The sequence below is a fragment of the Streptomyces sp. NPDC054834 genome, assembly GCF_053611185.1.
This window is the reverse complement of sequence record NZ_JBSGZV010000034.1, coordinates 1-17,936: the sequence shown is the minus strand read 5'-3', so window position 1 is coordinate 17,936 and position 17,936 is coordinate 1. Positions and strand designations below refer to the sequence as shown.

The 17,936-nt window shown below is 72.0% G+C and carries 13 protein-coding genes and 2 pseudogenes; 9 read left to right on the top strand and 6 right to left on the bottom strand.

Features of this window, described 5'->3' with window-relative positions; translation table 11 throughout:
• The first annotated feature begins 138 nt into the window (after positions 1-138).
• Complete coding sequence (locus ACWGJM_RS33975) at positions 139-1,653, top strand: cellulose-binding domain-containing protein (RefSeq protein WP_453415603.1); 1,515 nt, start codon at positions 139-141, stop codon at positions 1,651-1,653.
• A gap of 58 nt (positions 1,654-1,711) precedes the next feature.
• On the opposite strand, the gene ACWGJM_RS33970 is transcribed toward ACWGJM_RS33975, so the two are convergent.
• From ACWGJM_RS33970 to ACWGJM_RS33960, 3 genes are all read right to left on the bottom strand, one after another.
• Complete coding sequence (locus ACWGJM_RS33970) at positions 1,712-2,719, bottom strand: ABC transporter substrate-binding protein (RefSeq protein WP_453415602.1); 1,008 nt, start codon at positions 2,717-2,719, stop codon at positions 1,712-1,714.
• 86 nt (positions 2,720-2,805) lie between these two features.
• A complete protein-coding gene (locus tag ACWGJM_RS33965; RefSeq protein ID WP_453415601.1) occupies positions 2,806-3,867 on the bottom strand; it encodes an ABC transporter permease in 1,062 nt (353 codons plus the stop codon).
• On the bottom strand, positions 3,864-4,685 hold the full coding sequence (locus ACWGJM_RS33960) for an ATP-binding cassette domain-containing protein (protein ID WP_453415600.1): 822 nt from the start codon (positions 4,683-4,685) through the stop codon (positions 3,864-3,866). The genes ACWGJM_RS33965 and ACWGJM_RS33960 overlap by 4 nt, the downstream gene beginning before the upstream one ends.
• Positions 4,686-4,904: 219 nt before the next feature.
• Between ACWGJM_RS33960 and ACWGJM_RS33955 the strand changes: the two are divergent.
• A pseudogene (locus ACWGJM_RS33955) lies at positions 4,905-5,111 on the top strand (ribosome small subunit-dependent GTPase A); the annotation flags it as partial.
• Between the two features lie 310 nt (positions 5,112-5,421).
• On the opposite strand, the pseudogene ACWGJM_RS33950 reads toward ACWGJM_RS33955, so the two are convergent.
• Together ACWGJM_RS33950 and ACWGJM_RS33945 are read right to left on the bottom strand one after the other, a co-directional pair.
• Positions 5,422-5,775: pseudogene (locus tag ACWGJM_RS33950) on the bottom strand (class I SAM-dependent methyltransferase); the annotation flags it as partial.
• A gap of 165 nt (positions 5,776-5,940) precedes the next feature.
• Complete coding sequence (locus ACWGJM_RS33945; protein ID WP_329533144.1) at positions 5,941-6,252, bottom strand: ArsR/SmtB family transcription factor; 312 nt, start codon at positions 6,250-6,252, stop codon at positions 5,941-5,943.
• Positions 6,253-6,824: 572 nt separating this feature from the next.
• On the opposite strand from ACWGJM_RS33945, the gene ACWGJM_RS33940 reads away from it, so the two are divergent.
• The 3 genes from ACWGJM_RS33940 (at position 6,825) to ACWGJM_RS33930 (ending at position 11,449) form a co-directional block, all read left to right on the top strand.
• Positions 6,825-8,507, top strand: coding sequence for an SWIM zinc finger family protein (locus tag ACWGJM_RS33940; RefSeq protein ID WP_453415599.1), 1,683 nt, complete (start codon positions 6,825-6,827; stop codon positions 8,505-8,507).
• 250 nt (positions 8,508-8,757) lie between these two features.
• Positions 8,758-9,870: a ribosome small subunit-dependent GTPase A gene (gene rsgA / locus ACWGJM_RS33935; protein WP_453415598.1), complete on the top strand. Its 1,113-nt coding sequence runs from the start codon at positions 8,758-8,760 to the stop codon at positions 9,868-9,870.
• Between the two features lie 175 nt (positions 9,871-10,045).
• Positions 10,046-11,449, top strand: a complete 1,404-nt coding sequence (locus ACWGJM_RS33930; RefSeq protein WP_453415597.1) for an AlkA N-terminal domain-containing protein — start codon at positions 10,046-10,048, stop codon at positions 11,447-11,449.
• Here ACWGJM_RS33930 and ACWGJM_RS33925 read toward each other — a convergent pair.
• Positions 11,446-11,814: a PPOX class F420-dependent oxidoreductase gene (locus ACWGJM_RS33925; protein ID WP_453415596.1), complete on the bottom strand. Its 369-nt coding sequence runs from the start codon at positions 11,812-11,814 to the stop codon at positions 11,446-11,448. The genes ACWGJM_RS33930 and ACWGJM_RS33925 overlap by 4 nt on opposite strands.
• Positions 11,815-11,982: 168 nt before the next feature.
• Here ACWGJM_RS33925 and ACWGJM_RS33920 point away from each other — a divergent pair, with 168 nt between their 5' ends.
• From ACWGJM_RS33920 to ACWGJM_RS33905, 4 genes are all read left to right on the top strand, one after another.
• The gene (locus ACWGJM_RS33920) at positions 11,983-13,245 is read left to right on the top strand and encodes an SGNH/GDSL hydrolase family protein (RefSeq protein WP_453415595.1); all 1,263 of its coding nucleotides are present in this window, start codon (positions 11,983-11,985) and stop codon (positions 13,243-13,245) included.
• Positions 13,246-13,753: 508 nt separating this feature from the next.
• Positions 13,754-15,358: a protein phosphatase 2C domain-containing protein gene (locus ACWGJM_RS33915; protein WP_453415594.1), complete on the top strand. Its 1,605-nt coding sequence runs from the start codon at positions 13,754-13,756 to the stop codon at positions 15,356-15,358.
• Positions 15,359-15,386: 28 nt separating this feature from the next.
• Entirely contained in the window at positions 15,387-17,129 is a 1,743-nt protein-coding gene (locus tag ACWGJM_RS33910) for a pyruvate dehydrogenase (RefSeq protein WP_453415593.1), read from the top strand.
• A 300-nt stretch (positions 17,130-17,429) separates the two neighbouring features.
• Positions 17,430-17,909, top strand: a complete 480-nt coding sequence (locus ACWGJM_RS33905; protein ID WP_453415592.1) for an ATP-binding protein — start codon at positions 17,430-17,432, stop codon at positions 17,907-17,909.
• The last annotated feature ends 27 nt before the right edge of the window (positions 17,910-17,936 follow it).

Genomic DNA, 17,936 nt, shown 5'->3' with positions numbered 1-17,936 from the left:
GGCTACCGGCAACCGGTTTTGAATATGCCGCTTGTCAGTTGTGTCGGAGACGTGAAAGGCTCTGGCCCTGCCGCGAGGTTCCCCCCAACTCCCTTACCAGTCTGGTGAGTTGACCTCGCTCGTGGATGCAGGAGACCCATGCCCGACCTGCCGAAGCCCCAGGACGCCGCCGAGGCCGCGCTGTTCTCCGAGTACTGGGACGCGGTGCTCTCCTATGCCGATCTGTGCACCTCCGGCGCCGCCTCGGCCAACCAGCTGGCCACGGAGGCCTTCGCGCTCGGCCTGCGGGAGGTCCGCGCCGCCGACGCCTCCCCCGGGCGTGGCGCCGGCCGCCGGCCCGCCCGGCTGCCCATGACCCCCCTGCTGCTCACCGCCGTGCGCAGCACGGCGGCGGCCTGGGAGGCCGACGGTCTCGGCCACAAGCTCGATCCCGACCTCAGGCTGTGGCTCAACTCCGACAAGGCCGCCCGCTACACCGGACCGCCCCTGCTGCGCCCGGTCGCCCTGCGCGGCCTGCGGGACATGCAGGACGCGGACGCGTCGCTGCTGTGGCTGGCCGAGGTGGAGGCGCTGCCGCTGCCCGCCGTCGCCCGCCGCCTGGGCCTCGACCCGGCCGAGGCGGCCCGCGAACTGGACCAGGTCCGCGGCCTGTTCCGGGACCGCTGCCACCGCGCCCACGTCGACTCGCCGATGGACGCGCAGTGCCGCAGCTACGCGCGTCTCCTCGACGCGGTCACCCGCTCGTCCGCCGCCGGCACCCCCGAAGACCTCTTGCGGCACCTCGCCACCTGCGTGCAGTGCGCGGAGGCCGCCGCCTGCCTGCGACTGCACGGCGGTGGCATACCCGCGGCCCTGGCCGGCGGCGTGATCGGCTGGGGCGGCCTCGCCTACCTCGAGCGCCGCCGCCGGGCCGTGGAGGTACGTCAGGGCAAGGCGCGCCCTCAGCAGCAGGACCCGGAGACCGGGGAGCCCAAGGACGCCGCGCACCGCCACCGGGTCGTGCGCAACGGGCTGCTCGGCGCCGCCGTACTGCTGTCGATGCTGGCGCTCGGGGTGTCGATGATGCCGTTCGGCTCCGGTCACGACACCGCGGCCGCCCGCGACGACCGCCAGCCGGTCGCCGACCCCAGCCCTTCCCTGCCGAACGCGGCCCCGCTGCCCTCCGCCTCGGCGTCCCGCTCCACCGGCCCGTCCTCGCGCGGTCCGGCGAGCAAGTCCGACCCCGCCGATCCCGTCGGCTCCGACTCCGACCCGGAACCGCAGGGCACCTCCTCCTCCACCGCCCACGAGACCCCCAGCAGCAACGCCACCACCGGCGGCACTGGCGGCACCGGCACCTCGGCCCAATGCCGGGTGGAGTACAACCTCGTCAACCAGTGGCCCGACGGCTTCCAGGCCACCGTCACCGTCACCACCGACGAGGCCCTGTCCGGCTGGAGCGTCGCCTGGTCCTTCCGCAACGGCCAGTCGGTCGGCCAGATGTGGGACGCGAGCGTCACCCAGAACGGCTCCCGTGTCACCGCCGCCGCCGCCGACTACAACAAGTCCGTCGCCGCGGGCGGCAGCCTCTCCTTCGGCTTCATCGCCTCCTGGCACGGCAGCAACACGGAGCCGTACGACTTCACGCTCAACGGCGAGAGCTGCGCGAAGTAGCGCGGCCGGTGGACCCCCGACGAGCGAGGGGGTCCACCGGCCGCCGCGGGTGGCCCGGTCAGCAGCCCGACTTGTAGAAGTACTTGCTGACCGCGGGCTTGTTCATGTTGGCCTTCGTGATGGCGACCATCCCGGTGCCCACCGACTTCTCGACGGACTTGCCCTCGAAAGCGGCGGCGAGCTGGTCGACGGCCTGCCTGCCGATCCCCGCCGGATCCTGGGCGACCAGAACCTGTAGGGTGCCCGCCTTGAGCGCGGCGATCTCATCGGGCTCGGCGTCGAAGGCGGCGACCTTGACCTTGCCCTGCTTGCCCGCCTGTTTGAGGCCGGTGGCGATGCCCTGGCCGGTGTTGGTGTTGCCCGCGAAGGCGCCGCCCAGGTCGGGGTGTGCCGCCAGCGTCGACTGGATCTGGGAGGCCGCGGTGGCCGGCAGGTCGTTGTCGTAGAGCGTGGGCAGCACCTTGATGCCCGGGTACTTGGCCATCTCCTCGGTGAAGCCCTTGATCCGGGCATCGGTGGTGGAGACGCCGGGCTTGACGCTGATCACGATCACCGAGCCCTTCTCGTTCATCAGCTTGGCGAGCGCGTCGGCGGCGACCCGGCCGCCCTTCTCGTTGTCGGACGAGATGCGGGTGATGCCGACCGACGAGTCGCTGACCGTGGTGTCCACGAGCGCGACCTTCGTTCCGGACGACTGGATCAGCTTGAGCGAGGGGGTGAGCGCGCTGGTGTCGACCGGCGAGATCATCAGCCCGTCGGGCCGGGCCGCCGCGACGGAGTCGAGGAGGGGCCGCTGGACCGACACGTCCCACTGCGCGGAACCGTCGGCGGTGAAGTCCATGCCCTTGGCCTTGGCCTCGGCCTTGGCGGCGCAGGTCATGGTGATGTAGAAGGGGTCGCTCTTCACACCGGTGATCAGCCGGACCTTCTTGTGGGCGGCACCGCCCGAGGACCCGGAACCGCCGCTGTCCGACGAACCGCACGCGGCCGCGCCGGTCAGGGCCAGCACGACACCCGCGGCGACCAGCAGCCTGCGCCTGCCGCGAAGGCCCGGCTGGCGTGACATGGGCGGCATACTCGACACGCTCGGCATACTCGGCACGCTCGACATACTCCGCATACTCGACTTGGACATGACGGTGCTCTCCTTGGTCATGAGCGCTCTCGGGTCTTCCTGCGCATCTGGTCGATGTAGACGGCCGCCACCAGCACGACGCCCACCGCCACGTCCTGCCAGTACTGCTGGACGCCGATGACGATCAGTCCGGTGGTGAGCACGGCGGGGATGAACACGCCGATCACGGTGCCCAGCACCGATCCGCGCCCGCCGAACAGGCTGGTACCGCCGAGGACCACCGCGGTGATCACCTTGAGGTTGTCGGTGGAGTGCCCGGCGATGGACGTCGTGCCGTACGAGGCCAGCCACATCACCGCGCCCAGTCCGGCCAGCAGACCCATCAGCCCGTACACCTTGATCAGGTGCCGCCCCACCGAGACGCCCGCGCGCCGCACGGCGGCCGGGTTGGAGCCGATCGCCAGGGTGTGCTCGCCGAACCTCGTACCGGCCAGCACCGCGCCGAACACGGCGGTGACAGCCGCCGCCAGGACCACCATCCACGGGATGCCGAGCACCTTGCCGAAGCCGAGACTGTTCTGGAGACGGGTGGCGGCCGCCCCGGCCGGATCCTGGCCGCCCGTGGCGAGTTCGGCCAGGCCGAGCGCCGCACCGAGGCCGCCGAGCGTCACGATCAGCGGGGGCACCTTCCCGGTCGCCACCACCGCTCCCTGGAGGGCGCCCCACGCGGTGCCGACGGCGAGGGCGATCAGGACGCACACCGCGATCGTGCCCCAGCCCGCGTCGGCCCCGCCGTGGTGGATGTTGTACTCGCCCGCGGCCACCGCGGCCAGGACGAGGACCGAGCCGATGGACAGATCGATGCCCGCCGTGATGATCACGTACGTCATGCCGACACCGAGCACCAGATAGATGGAGGCGTTCACGGCGATCTGCGTGAGGTCGTACGTGGTGAAGAACTTGCCGGGCGCGGCGATGGTGAAGAACGCGACCAGCGCCGCGAGGATCACGAAGGTCCACACTTCGCTGATGCCGGCCGCCCGCCGCAGCCACACGGGGACCGCCGCCCCCGTGCGAGGGGGAACGGGCGGATCCTGCGCCGGAGCGGGCGGCCGGGTCTTCTGGCTGTCGGCGGTCATCTCCCGTCCTCCGATTCCTTCACCGCGGCCGGGCCGAGGGCCTGGTCCTGCCGCGCGGGGTCGTCCAGCGATCCGGTCATGGCCCCGACGAGCTCCTCGATCGTGGTGCCGGCCGCGGTGAACGAGGCGACCCGCCGGCCCAGCCGCAGCACCTCGACCCGGTCCGCCACCGACAGCACCTCGGGCATGTTGTGGCTGATCAGCACGGTGCAGATGCCCTGGTCGGCGACCCTGCGCACGGTCTCCAGAACGCGGGCGCGCTGCACGACGCCCAGTGCGGCGGTCGGCTCGTCCATGAAGATGACCTTGTTGGCGAACGCGACCGCGCGAGCCACGGCCACGGACTGCCGCTGACCTCCAGACAACGTTGTCACCGGAGCGGTCACGTCCTTCAGTTCCACACCGAGCTCGGCGAACGCCTTGACCGCCTCCCGCCGCATGGCGGGCCGGTCCAGCACACCCAGGCGGCCCAGGACACCACCGCGCACAAGTTCCCGGCCGAGGTACAGATTGGCCGCCGCGTCGAGGTCGGGCGCCAACGAAAGATCCTGGTAGACGGTCTCGAGGCCGTGGCGCTGCGCGTCCATCGGCCCGGTGAACCGGACCGGCACCCCCTCCAGGCGGACCTCGCCGCCGTCCGGGGCGACCACGCCCGACAGTACGTTCACCAAAGTCGACTTGCCGGCACCGTTGTCACCGATCAGGGCGACGACCTCGCCGGGGTACGCAGTGAAGTCCGCGCCCTGGAGCGCCTGGACGTGGCCGAATCGCTTGAAGACGCCGGATGCCGTGAGAAGTGGTTCCCTTGCAGAGGCCATGTGTGCCTTCTGGTTGGTCGTTGACAGTCCTGCGATTCTGGGCAGCCTGTGGTTGGGCGTCAAGAGTCGGGTGCGAACAGCGAGCTGGATGTTGCGGGGATGATCGGTGGTACCCGCCGTGGTCCCCCCACTATGGCGAGTGCACATCGCGGCGGCGGCTGGTGGCCGTCGCTTTCGGCCGGGTGAGGAAGGGGAGGTGCGACCGATGGCTGTCTCTGTGATGGGCGCCAATGCGACGTCGTCACCCCAGCCGCAACCGTCCGTGCCGACACCGGGTTCCTCGTCCCCCGCGACCCGATGAAGGTCGTGCGCGCGGGGGAAGGCAGCGACCCGCGGTACAGACGGACGCTGCCGCCGCGTCGTACCGCGTTCGTGCGGTCGACGTCCTCGAAGCGTTCCGAGGGCCAGGTGCTGCGGTGCCCGGTACGACCCACCGGGCACCGCTCAAGCTCCCGCCGTGGAGGACACCACACACGGCATACGCATCCGAAGGAGCGGCGACGGATTCCGCCGACTGCCCGGATCGCAGAGTTCCCCAAGAAGGCCGCTGACCAAGCCCGTTGATGGGAGAGTCACATCCTGGAGGTGCTGCGCGGTCTGCCACGGGATGCTTCCCAAGGGGCAGTGCCGCGACCGGAGTTCGACCCCAAGCGGCATTCGCTGGCCGAACGCGAGCGGGCCAAGGCGGCCGAGCTGAGGGAAGCGGGCCATCGGGTGACGGCCAGTGGCATCAAGCATCGAAGGCGGTGGTGTTCCACCAGATCGCGAGCGCACCGTCCGTGCGCAGGACCCGCAGGGCCTCCGGAACGGAACGGCCGGTGTCGGTCCACCGCCAGGACTGCGCGAACGTGATGAGGTCGTGCGAGGAATCGGCGAGGGGCAGGGCATCGCCGTCTCCTCGCGCGATCGGCACGTCCGGGAGCACCCGACGAAACTCGACGACCATCGCGTCACCAGGCTCGACGGCGACCACATCACCACCCCGCTCACGCAGCGACGAAGTCGAACAGCGCGGGCGGATACGACGGGCGGCTCGCCTCGTACGGGCAGCAGCCGAGTTGAATGAACGCGCACGTGAGCTGGCAGTCATCTCCTCGTCATCGGTCCCTGACCCGGTGCAACAGAGCACCGATCACCCAACCCGGTGACCATTTCCGGTCACGGCTGGGGCCCATCGGCGCCCGGCAGGCGCCGAAGCCCGCAGAGCTGAATGATTCGAGGCCGGCAGCACACGCTGGATCAGCTTCGGACACGCCTAATCCGCCGAGATGACAGCCTCGATCAAGCCCGGAAAGCGGCGGTCCAGATCCTCTTTCCGCAGGCGCATGTACAGCCCGTTCCCGGCATCGCGCTGATACACCAAGCCCGCCTCACGCAAGACGCGCCAGTGACGGGTGCGACTGGACTTGCCCACCGGCAGATCGAAGGAAGCACACAACCGCTCCTCCTCCGGTCCCGCGGCCAGTTCAGCCACGACCCGACGCCGGTTCGCATCAGCCAGTGCCAAAAGGATGGCCCCCACTTCCAGTTCCTCAACCCGAGGATGCGCCAACTCACCCGCCGCCATCACTCCACCCCTCGACAAGGTACGCATGTGCGCGTACCTTACGTTAGGTACGCGGCAATGCGTACCTTACCGCTGCCGGGGGAGCCATGTCTGCACCTACATCGTCACGTCGCCGCATCCTGTCGCGCATCCGCTCGTCACTGCGCAAGCTCCTACTGGCCGAGCACTCACCCTTCATGACGCTGTGACTCCCAGATAGGGCCTCGGGCCTGCCCTTGCTGTGCCGCACACGGAGACGGCAGGAACGCGATCGCGGCTCGGGCCCCACAGCCTTTGCCATTCAACTCGGTCCGCCCAGGTCAGCGCGACAAGCACGACCAACTACACAGTTACCGAGGATCTGGGAGTCAGTCTCGACACAGCGGATGACACCGACGATCTGTGACCAGCGAGATCCTCGTACGCACAGTGATCAACTCGGTGACGCAAATGTCATGATCCAGGCATGCGGGAGCAGATTCGGGTCGTGAGCCGTGACTGCCTGGCATGCGGATGTGGGCATGCACGCCCACCAACACAGGGATGCGGGTACTGGAGAGGCCGTCGCTCCGCTCCTCCGGTTGAATACCTCTGTGGCACAGGACTTGGACTTCGACGAGGACGACCTGCGGGCGCTGGCCGGGCCACGCTCCTTCGAGCGGGGCCGAGGGTATCTGGCCGCGGTGACCGCGGTGGAGGTCGGCGACGGCTGGATCACGGCCACCGTCCACGGGGCGGAGGCCTACCAGGCGGAGCTGACCCTGGACGGGTCCGACGGCCTTGCCGGGGAGTGCGACTGCCCGTACGGCATGGAGGGCAACTTCTGCAAGCACCTGGTCGCCCTGGGCCTGACTGCGCTGGCCGAGCCGGAGGCGGTGCCGCGGCAGCGCGGCCGGGCCAGGACTCGTGCCCAGGAGCTGGATGCATGGCTGGCTGCGCTCTCCAGGGACGAGCTGCTCGCCCTGGTACGGGAACAGGTCGCCGAGGACCGGCAATTGGCGCGGCGGCTGGAGCTGCGGGCGGCGAGCGTCCGCGGAGACCTGGTCGAGGTCCGAGCCCGGATCCGGGAACTCCTCGACACCGCCCCCTTCGCGCGGTACGGCTACGTCGAGTACGCCGATGCCCACGCCTACGGCGAACAGGCCGCGCAGGCGGTGTCCGCGATCGCCGCGCTGACCACCGCGGGGCGGCCCGCGGACGCGATCCCCCTGTCCCGGGAGGCGATGCGGCTGCTCGGCGAGGCCCAGGACGCGATCGACGACTCCGACGGTCACCTGGGTCGAATCGGGACTGCGCTCGCCGAAGCCCACCTCGACGCATGCCGCGCAGCACGCCCAGACCCGGACGAGACCGCGCGGTGGCTGGTCGGCCACCTGCTCGGTGACTCTGACGATCTCACCGGCATCGATCCCCTCGACTACGAGGACATCCTCGGCGCGCAAGGGGTGCTCCGGGTACGGGAGTTGGCGGCTTACGCCTGGCGCCGCAATCGCACCGGCTGGGCCGAGAAGTACCTGATGGAACGGCTGGCCAAGGCCGAAGGAGACGTGGACGGATGGGTCGCCGTCGCCGCGGCTGACCTCGCCCCGGACGGCAGCACCCATCTGACCGTCGCCCGCGAACTGGACACCGCCGGCCGCCCGGACGAGTCCCTGCGGTGGGCGGAACGCGGCATTGAGGAAACACCCGACGACGTCACCCCCGACATCGCCCTGCTCGATTACCTCTGCGACCGCTACACCCGCGCCGACCGGCTCCTTGACGCCGTCGCCCTGCGTCACGTCCAGTTCGCCACCCGCCGCTCCCTGGCCGCGTACCGGCAGTTGCGTACGGCGGCACAAGCGGCCGGCTGCTGGCAGGCCGAACGGGAGCAGGCGCTTGTGCTGCTGCACGCCGACGCTGGGCAGCGACAGCAGTCCTGGTACGGCGGCCCGGTCGTGGTGGACGCCCTCCTCGACGACGGCGACGTCGACGCCGCCTGGCAGGCCGCGACCCGAACGCGTGCACACGACCGACAGTGGCTGGCCCTCGCCGACCAGGCCCGCGCCGACCGTCCTGCCGACGCGCTCGCGGTCTACCTCCGGCTGGTCGAACCGCTCATGAATCAGACGGGCAACGCCGTCTACGAGCAGCTGACCGATCTGCTGCTGAGCATGCGCGACTGCCATCGCCGCCTGGGCACCGAAGACGAGTTCACCGCGTACCTCGCCGCTCTGCGTGCCGGCCAGAAGCGCAAGCGGAACCTGATGCGGCTCCTCGACCAGCACGGCCTGTGACCCGGCCAGAAAATCGATGGCGCCCGAACGCGGGCGCCTCTAGGGTGAGATCCGCTTCACGCAGTGGCCGTCGGCCGCTGCCGTCAGCCGAGTGAGAAACGGGAGGTGTGACCGATGGCTGTCTCTGTGGTGGGCGCTGCCCGCAACCAGAAGTTCATCCACTCCACCTCCGTGGCCTCCGGCTGATCTCTCCTGTCTTCTTCGCGCCTGTGAGTGCGCGCGGCCGGGGCCGCCCTGTGAAGGGTTCCCCTTGATTCTCTCTTCTCTTTCGGCTTCTTCCGCTTCGTCGCACCCTCTGGCCCCCTACGGCTGGGACGAGGGATGGGAAGCGGAGTTCGCTCCCCATGCCGCGCAGGGACTCGTGCCCGGTCGTGTCGTACGTGTCGACCGTGGTCAGTGCGACCTCGTCACCCCGCCCGGCACCGTCCGGGCCGACACCGAGTTCGTCGTCCCCCGGGATCCCATGAAGGTCGTGTGCACGGGGGACTGGGTCGCCGTCGACCCCGAAGGCAGCGATCCGCGGTACGTGCGGACGCTTCTGCCACGCCGTACCGCGTTCGTGCGGTCCACCTCCTCCAAGCGGTCCGAGGGGCAGATCCTCGCCGCCAACGTCGACCACACGGTCATCGCCGTCTCGCTGGCCGCCGAACTCGACCTCGGCCGCGTCGAGCGGTTCCTGGCCCTCGCCTGGGAGTCCGGCGCGCAGCCCGTGGTCGTGCTGACCAAGGCCGACCTCGTGCCGGACCCGGTGACGCTGTCGTATCTCGTGCAGGACGTGGAGACGACGGCGCCGGGCGTGCCGGTGCTCACCGTCAGCGCGCTGCACGGCGACGGGCTCGACGTGCTCGCCGCCATGGTCGGCGGCGGTACGTGCGTGCTGCTCGGGCAGTCCGGCGCCGGCAAGTCCACGCTCGCCAACGCGCTGCTCGGCGAGGACGTGATGGACGTCCGGGCCGCGCGGGACGTGGACGGCAAGGGGCGCCACACCACCACGACGCGCAATCTGCTCGCGCTGCCCGGCGGGGGCGTGCTGATCGACACGCCGGGGCTGCGCGGAGTGGGGCTGTTCGACGCCGAGACGGGCGTCGGGCAGGTGTTCTCCGAGATCCAGGAACTGGCCGACGGATGCCGGTTCCAGGACTGCGCGCACGAGAGCGAGCCGGGGTGCGCGGTACGGGCCGCCGTCGACTCCGGGGAGCTGCCCGTGCGGCGGCTGGAGAGCTACCGCAAGCTCATGCGGGAGAACCAGTGGATCGTCGCCAAGACCGATGCGCGGGTCCGTGCGGAGCTTCGGCGGGACTGGAAGCGGAAGGGCGCCGCCGGCAAGGCCGCGATGGAGGCCAAGCGGAGGGGGTGGCGGTAGGGGGCGGGGCTGTTGCTGACGTGACTGGGGCTGCCGCCCCCAGACCCCCGCTTCGGCCCTGAACGGGCCTCGTCCTCAAGCGCCGGACGGGCTGATAAAGCTGCCGGCAGTGAGGGTGAGGCTCATGTCCGATTTCCGCCAGCCGTGGCCCCCGGTCTCGCTCACACTGGGTGGCATGACGGACGAAGACACCAGGTACGAAGCCGTTCGCAGCCGGGACGCGAGGTTCGACGGGGAGTTCTTCTTCGCCGTCGAGACGACCGGGATCTACTGCCGGCCCAGTTGCCCGGCGGTGACGCCGAAGCGGCCCAACGTGCGGTTCTTCGCGACGGCCGCCGCCGCGCAGGGGGCGGGGTTCCGGGCGTGCCGGCGGTGCCGGCCGGACGCCGTGCCCGGGTCCGCCGAGTGGAACGTGCGCGCGGACGCCGTGGGCCGGGCGATGCGGCTGATCGGCGACGGCGTGGTGGACCGGGAGGGCGTCGCCGGGCTCGCCGCGCGGCTGGGGTACAGCGCGCGGCAGGTCCAGCGGCAGCTCACCGCCGAGCTCGGCGCCGGCCCCGTCGCGCTGGCCCGGGCGCAGCGGGCGCACACCGCGCGGGTGCTGCTTCAGACCACCGAACTGCCGGTCACGGAGATCGCGTTCGCGGCCGGGTTCGCCAGTGTGCGGCAGTTCAACGACACGATCCGCGCGGTGTACGCCGCCACGCCGAGCGCGCTGCGGGCCGCCGCGCCCGGCGGCTCGGCCCGGGACCGGCGGGCCGCGACCCCCGGCGCCGGGATCCCGCTGCGGCTCGCGTACCGGGGGCCGTACCGGTCCGCCGCCGTCTTCGACCTGCTCCAGCGGGAGGCCGTACCCGGAGTCGAGGAGGTGAGCGGTCCGCCCGGCCGCCGTACCCACCGGCGCACACTGCGGCTGCCGTACGGCACCGGAATCGTCGCCGTCGAGGAGCGTACGGGCGCGCCGAGGACGGGGTCGGCCGCCCACCCGGGCGGCTGGCTCGACGCCCGGCTGCACCTCACCGACCTGCGGGACCTGACGACCGCCGTGCAGCGGCTGCGGCGGCTGTTCGACCTGGACGCGGACCCGTACGCGGTCGACGAGCGGCTCGGCGCCGATCCGCGGCTGGCCCCGCTGGTCGCCGCCCGGCCGGGCCTGCGCTCGCCCGGCACCGCCGACCCGGTCGAGCTCGCGGTGCGGGCGCTGGTCGGGCGGGCGGAGGCGGAGCGTCTCGTCCAGCGGTACGGCAAGGCGCTGGACGCCCCCTGCGGCAGCCTCACCCACCTCTTCCCGGAGCCCGCCGTACTCGCCGAGGCCGAGCCGCACGGCACCCTGGGCGCGCTGGCCGCCGCGCTCGCCGACGGCACCGTACGGCTGGACCCGGGTGCCGACCGGGAGGACACCGAGGCGGCACTGCTCGCCCTGCCCGGCCTCGACCCGGCCGTCGTAGCCGTCGTCCGCGCCCGTGCCCTGGGCGACCCCGACGTGGCCCCGCCGGGCACCGACCTCCCGGACGACTGGCGGCCCTGGCGGTCGTACGCCGTCCAGCACCTCGCCGTGGCGGGGGAGCGGAGCGCCTAGCCCTCCAGCCCCCAGCTGTGGATCCGCCGCGGATGGATGCGGATCACCTCCTCGCTGAGGTGCGGGCCCAAGTCGTGCGGGCCGGTGAGGAGTTCGGCCTCGCCGCGGATGTCGACACCGCGGACCCGCCAGGGGTCCAGGCTGACGATGTCGTCGACGACGAGGGCGACCTTGGGGTTCTGTTCCAGGTTGCGCCACTTCTTGCTGCGGCCCATCGCATAGCCGCCGATCAGGATGGTGCCGTCGTCCTGCGGGAAGAAGCCCACGGGGTTCGCCTGCGGCTGACCGCGCGGGTCGACGGTGGCCAGCCGTCCCAGCCGCTGCGATCGGAGGTAGGCGCGCTCGGCCGCGCTGAATTCGGTCATGGCAGCAGCCAAACACGCCCGCCCGTCCGGCGCATCGGCTCCAGGGCCTAGGACCGCCGGCCTGTTCCGGGTTCGGCCGTGCGGGTGGTCCACCGGTGATGTTCCGTCAGTGTCCGTTCCGTGTATGGCACCTTCGCCTCCGGCGGATCTGCGGAAAGGCGGGCGCACATGGTCGACTCCGGGCGGATCCTCGCGGCGGCGCTCCTGACACTGGTGGGTACGACACCGGCGGCCGGGGCCGGTTCCCCCGTTCCTTCCAGGACGACCGCGCGGCCCGCCTGGACCGGCAGCTGGGAGGCCGCCCCCTCCGGTGCCGCGTCCGCGGTGCCCGGCGCCACCATCCGCAACGTGGTGCACCTCAGCGTCGGCGGGCGGGTGCTCCGGGTCCGCCTGAGCAACCGACTCGGCACCGCGCCCCTCACGCTCGGCGCGGTCACGGTCGCCCTGCGCCGGGCGGGCGGCCCGGACGCCGTGCCCGGCACGATGCGCACCGCCACCTTCGACGGCGCCCCGACCGTCACCGTGCCGCCGGGCCGGGAGCTGGTCACCGACCCGGTGCCACTGGCCGCACCGGCCGCCGCCGACCTGCTCGTCACGGTCCACACGCCCACCGCCGCCGGCCCCGCCACGTACCACCGCACCGCCCTCCAGACCGGCTATGTCGCCCCCGACGGCGACGGCGACGGCGGCGACGACGTGGCCGCCGACGAGGACGGCGGCGCGTATCCGCTCGCCACCAGCCACTGGTACTACGTCACCGGCGTCGACGTCCGAGGCCCCGCCGCCGGCAGCGTCGTCGCGTTCGGCGACTCCCTCACCGACGGCACCTGCACCACCCCCGACGCCAACCGCCGCTGGCCCGACCGGCTCGCCGAACGTCTGCGCGCACTGCCCCCGCGCCACCGCCCGGGCGTCCTCAACGCCGGGATCGCCGGCAACCGCCTGCTGCGCGAAGGCACCGGCCCCGGCGCGCTGACCCGGCTCGACGCCGACGCCCTGGCACGGGCCGGGGTGCGGGCGCTGATCGTGCTGGAGGGCATCAACGACATCATCAAGGGCACCCCGCAGTCCGGTGACGTCCGTGACTTCGAGGACGCCTACCGGACGATCGTGGCCCGCGCGCACGCCCGCGGGATCCGGGTCGTCGGGGCCACCCTCACGCCGTTCGGCGGCCACGGCGCCTTCACGGCGGCGCGGGAGGCGGTGCGGGAGCAGGTCAACGAGTTCGTCCGGAGGGGCGGCGCCTTCGACGCCGTCGCCGACTTCGACGCGGCCGTCCGTGACCCGGACCGGCCGCGGCGGATCCTGTCCGCCTACGACTGCGGCGACCACCTGCACTTCGACGACGAGGGCGCGCGGGCGCTGGCCGACGCGGTCGACCTGGCCGCTCTGCTGCGGCGGACCCCCGGTAGGCCCCTCAAGACACCTTGAGACGCCTTGAGGCGCCTTGAGGCGTTTTGAGGCCTCTCCGAAGTGGTCCGAAGTGGTTCGAAGCGTGGCGGAAACCGGCCACGGCGCAAGCCCGCCTCGGCACATCATCGCCGCACCACCGGTCACTCTGCCCAGGTGTGGTCACCGCGATGTCGATCACCGTCGTCGGCTTCCAGGGCCGGATTCACAGCCGGCTTTCAGGAAAGCCGGTGACAATCCGGACCGGCCGTCCGAGTCGCTCGGACCGGCCGCGTAGACGGTGACCCGGGCCCATGACGTGCGCGAGCGCGTGAAGGGGATCCGGGTCCGGGTCACTTTCGGTGTCGCCGGGCGGTCCTCCTGTGGGGGGTGGGGCCGCCCGGCGGCTCGTCCCGCCCGGCGTCGGCAACTCCAGTGCCCCGTACAGTCGTTCGACGGAGTACTCGGCACGCCGTTCGAGGCGGGAAGGTGCGCCGGATTTTCGGGATGCCCCGTTTTCATACGGCCCCGGCGGTGGACAATTAGGGGCATGAACCAGCAGGGGGGCAGGCCCATCCGTCACGAGGACGACTGGTGGCGGCAGTTGTACGACGACTCGACCCCGGACACGGGTCCCGCGGCCGCGGCGGATTCCCTGGACGACCGGTTCGCCTCGGCGGCGGGAGCGGTCGGCGCCCAGGGTCCCGCCGAGCCGAGCTCGCAGGCCGGCTCCGGCGAGCTCGGGGAGCGCGGGGAGCGCGCGGACCGGCACTCGGCCGACCGCCCCGCGGACCCGCGCGACGAGGGGATCGGCGACCCGCTCGGGGCGGGGACCGCGCCGCCGGGGCCGCCCGCCGAGGGCACGGTCCCATCGCAGCGCGCCGCCGTTCCGGCCGAGAGCTCACCGTCGCAAGGCGCTCCCTGGGGACCGCCCCCCGCCACACCCCCGTCCCCGGCCCCGGCCCTCCTCCCGCCCGGTCCGCGGCCGCCGGGGTTCGAGCCGGTGCGTGAGGCCGGGGAGTCGTCGGAGTACAGCGGACCACCGCACGAGGAGAGCCCCACGGCGTCCGCGCCGCCGCGCCCCTCCGTACCGCCGAAACCGGCTGTGGCCCCCGCCGCCCCGGAGCCTGAGGTCGTCCACCCGGCCACCCACCTCGATCTGCCCGCCCTGCCACCGCCCCCCGCCGGAGTCGACTACGTCGGGTCCGGGCCGCCGACCTACGATCCCGAACCCACCGCCCTGCCGGCCGCCGACCCGGAGGGACTGGACGAGCTGGTCGCGGACACCGTGCTGGACGGGGCGCGCTACGGGGCCTGCACGCTGCGGGCCGCATCCGTGCGCGGGGACTCCGCGCGGTTCAGGGGGGAGCCGCGCCGCGACTCGCTGCTGACCGCGCGGTTCGGCAGCGGGGAGCAGGCGCTGGTGCTGGTGGCGATGGCGACCGGGGCCCGGGCCACACCTGAGGCGCACCGGGTGGCGGCCGAGGCCTGCCAGTGGATCGGACGGGCCGTGGGGCGCAGCCACGCACGCCTGGTCGAGGACATCCGGGCCGGCCGCCGCGGCGACCTCAAGTCCGGTCTGCACCGGCTCACCGACCGCAGCCTCGGTAAGCTGCGCGCCAGCGCCACCGAACAGGGCGTCGACCCGGTGGAGTACACGGCCACCCTGCGCTGCCTGCTGCTGCCCGCCCACCCCGACTGCCGTACGCGCGTGTTCTTCGGCGTCGGCGCGGGCGGACTGTTCCGGCTGCGCGGCGGCGAGTGGCAGGACATAGAGCCGCAGGTCTCCGCCGTCTCCGCCGCCGGCGAGCCCGTCGTCGGCTTCGGCTCGCTGCCGGCCGAGACGCCCGAGGGCGACCGGCTCACCATGGACTTCGGCATCCCGACACCTCCTAGCCCCTTCGAGCCGGCCCCCGAGCCGCCCCGCGAACCCTTCCGGTTCCGCACCTCCGTCGCCCGACCGGGTGACGCTCTGCTGATGTGCACCGCGGGCCTCGCCGACCCGCTGCGCGGGGAGGCCGCGCTCTGCGCCTACCTGGCACGACGCTGGTCCGGCCGCACCGCGCCCGGCCTCGCCGCGTTCCTCGGGGACACCCAGGTGAGGGTGAAGGGCTACGCCGACGACCGGACGGTGGCCGCCGTGTGGGAGGCGTAACCGCCGCCCGTGTGGATTCATGGAAGGCATGGCCAAGCAGAACGTCGCCGAGCAGTTCGTCGACATCCTCGTCCGCGCCGGCGTGCGCCGTCTGTACGGCGTCGTCGGCGACAGCCTCAACCCGGTCGTGGACGCGGTGCGCCGCAACTCCGCGATCGACTGGATCCACGTACGCCACGAGGAGACCGCCGCGTTCGCGGCCGGCGCCGAGGCCCAGGTGACCGGGAAGCTGGCCGCCTGCGCCGGCTCGTGCGGCCCCGGCAACCTCCACCTCATCAACGGGCTGTACGACGCCCACCGCTCCATGGCCCCGGTCCTCGCCCTCGCCTCGCACATCCCGTCCAGCGAGATCGGCCTGGGCTACTTCCAGGAGACCCACCCCGACCGGCTGTTCACCGAGTGCAGCCACTACAGCGAGCTGATCTCCAGCCCCAAGCAGATGCCCCGGCTGCTTCAGACCGCGATCCAGCACGCGGTGGGCCGCAGCGGGGTGAGCGTGGTGTCCCTGCCCGGTGACATCGCAGCCCAGCCCGCCCCGGAGAAGGCCGCCTCGGCCGCCCTCGTCACCTCACGGCCCACCGTCCGGCCCAGCGACGCCGAGATCGACGAACTCGTCCGGATGATCGACGAGGCCGGCCGGGTCACCCTGTTCTGCGGCAGTGGCACGGCCGGCGCGCACGCCGAGGTGATGGAGTTCGCCGGGAAGGTCAAGTCACCGGTCGGACACGCCCTGCGCGGCAAGGAGTGGATCCAGTACGACAACCCGTACGACGTCGGCATGAGCGGGCTGCTCGGCTACGGCGCCGCCTACGAGGCCACTCACGAGTGCGACCTGCTGATCCTGCTCGGCACCGACTTCCCGTACAACGCCTTCCTCCCGGACGACGTGCGGATCGCCCAGGTGGACGTGCGGCCCGAGGTGCTGGGCCGCCGGTCCCGGCTGGACCTGGCCGTGTGGGGCGACGTACGCGAGACCCTGCGCTGTCTGATCCCGCGGGTGCGGCAGAAGAACGACCGGCGGTTCCTCGACCGGATGCTGAAGAAACACGCGGACGCGCTGGAGGGGGTCGTCAAGGCCTACACGCGCAAGGTGGACAGGCACGTGCCGATCCATCCCGAGTACGTGGCCGCCGTGCTGGACGAACTCGCCGCCGACGACGCCGTGTTCACGGTCGACACCGGGATGTGCAACGTCTGGGCCGCCCGCTACATCTCGCCCAACGGCCGCCGCCGGGTGATCGGTTCCTTCTCCCACGGGTCCATGGCGAACGCCCTGCCGATGGCGATCGGCGCCCAGTTCACCGACCGCCGCCGCCAGGTGGTGTCGATGTCCGGGGACGGCGGGTTCAGCATGCTGATGGGCGACTTCCTTACCCTGGTGCAGTACGACCTGCCGGTGAAGGTCGTGCTCTTCAACAACTCCTCGCTCAGCATGGTCGAGTTGGAGATGCTGGTCGCGGGCCTGCCCGCGCACGGCACGGCCAACACCAACCCCGACTTCGCCGCCGTGGCCCGCGCCTGCGGCGCCTTCGGGATCCGGGTCGAGAAGCCCAAACAGCTCGCCAGATCGCTGAAGGAGGCCTTCCAGCACAATGGCCCCGCCCTCGTCGACGTCGTCACCGACCCCAACGCGCTGTCCATCCCGCCGAAGATCAGCGCCGAGATGGTCACCGGGTTCGCGCTGTCCGCGTCGAAGATGGTGCTGGACGGCGGAGTGGGCCGCATGCTCCAGATGGCGCGCTCCAACCTGCGCAACGTACCCCGGCCCTGACCGGCCACTCCGGGGACCGGTGGATTCCGGCCAGATTCGCGCGGCCGGCCGCGGTCGCCGGGACAGGAAGCGGGTGCCCCCCTTCCGGTGTGACGGGACGCCCGTGACGTACTGCGGCGGCCCATTCGCCCGGAACGCGGTTGCCATGGCGCTCGAGCCGCGCCTCAGGCACGGTGGACCGGTGGCCGAACCGCTGGTCGTCGCCGACCCGGCATGACTGCCCACCGGCACATGGGGCATGGATCCCCGTGAACGTGTTCGACCAGGAGGGGCAACGGCAACGGCGTGCGGGCGGGGGACATGAAGAGGCAGGCACGAGGGGGCGGTCCCGTGGTCATCGGGGCCTCCTCGGCGAAGCAGGCGGGGGAAGATGCCGACAACACGGAACGGACGCGACCGCCCCAGCTGAGGCGGAGACTGGGAAGGGCGGACTTACGGGCGGTGCCCGAGGTCCGCAGGGCGTTGCGCGAACTCCTCAGGCACTGGGGGAAGCCGGGGCGCTCCGAGATAGCCGAACTGCTCACCAGCGAACTCGTCACCAACGCGCTCGTGCACACCGACCGCGACGCCGTCCTGACGGCCGTGGTCGAATCGCGCGGACTGCGTGTGGAGGTCCGGGACTTCGTCGCCCGCAGACCCCGACTGTGCGTGCCGGACGCCGACGACGGCACGCACGGCCGGGGCCTGTTGCTGGTGCAGTCCCTCGCGGACGCGTGGGGTGTGCGTGCGCACGGGGTGGGGAAGTCGGTCTGGTTCGAACTCGACGCGGAGGCCGCGTGAACGGGACGGGGGCGTGACCCTGAAGGT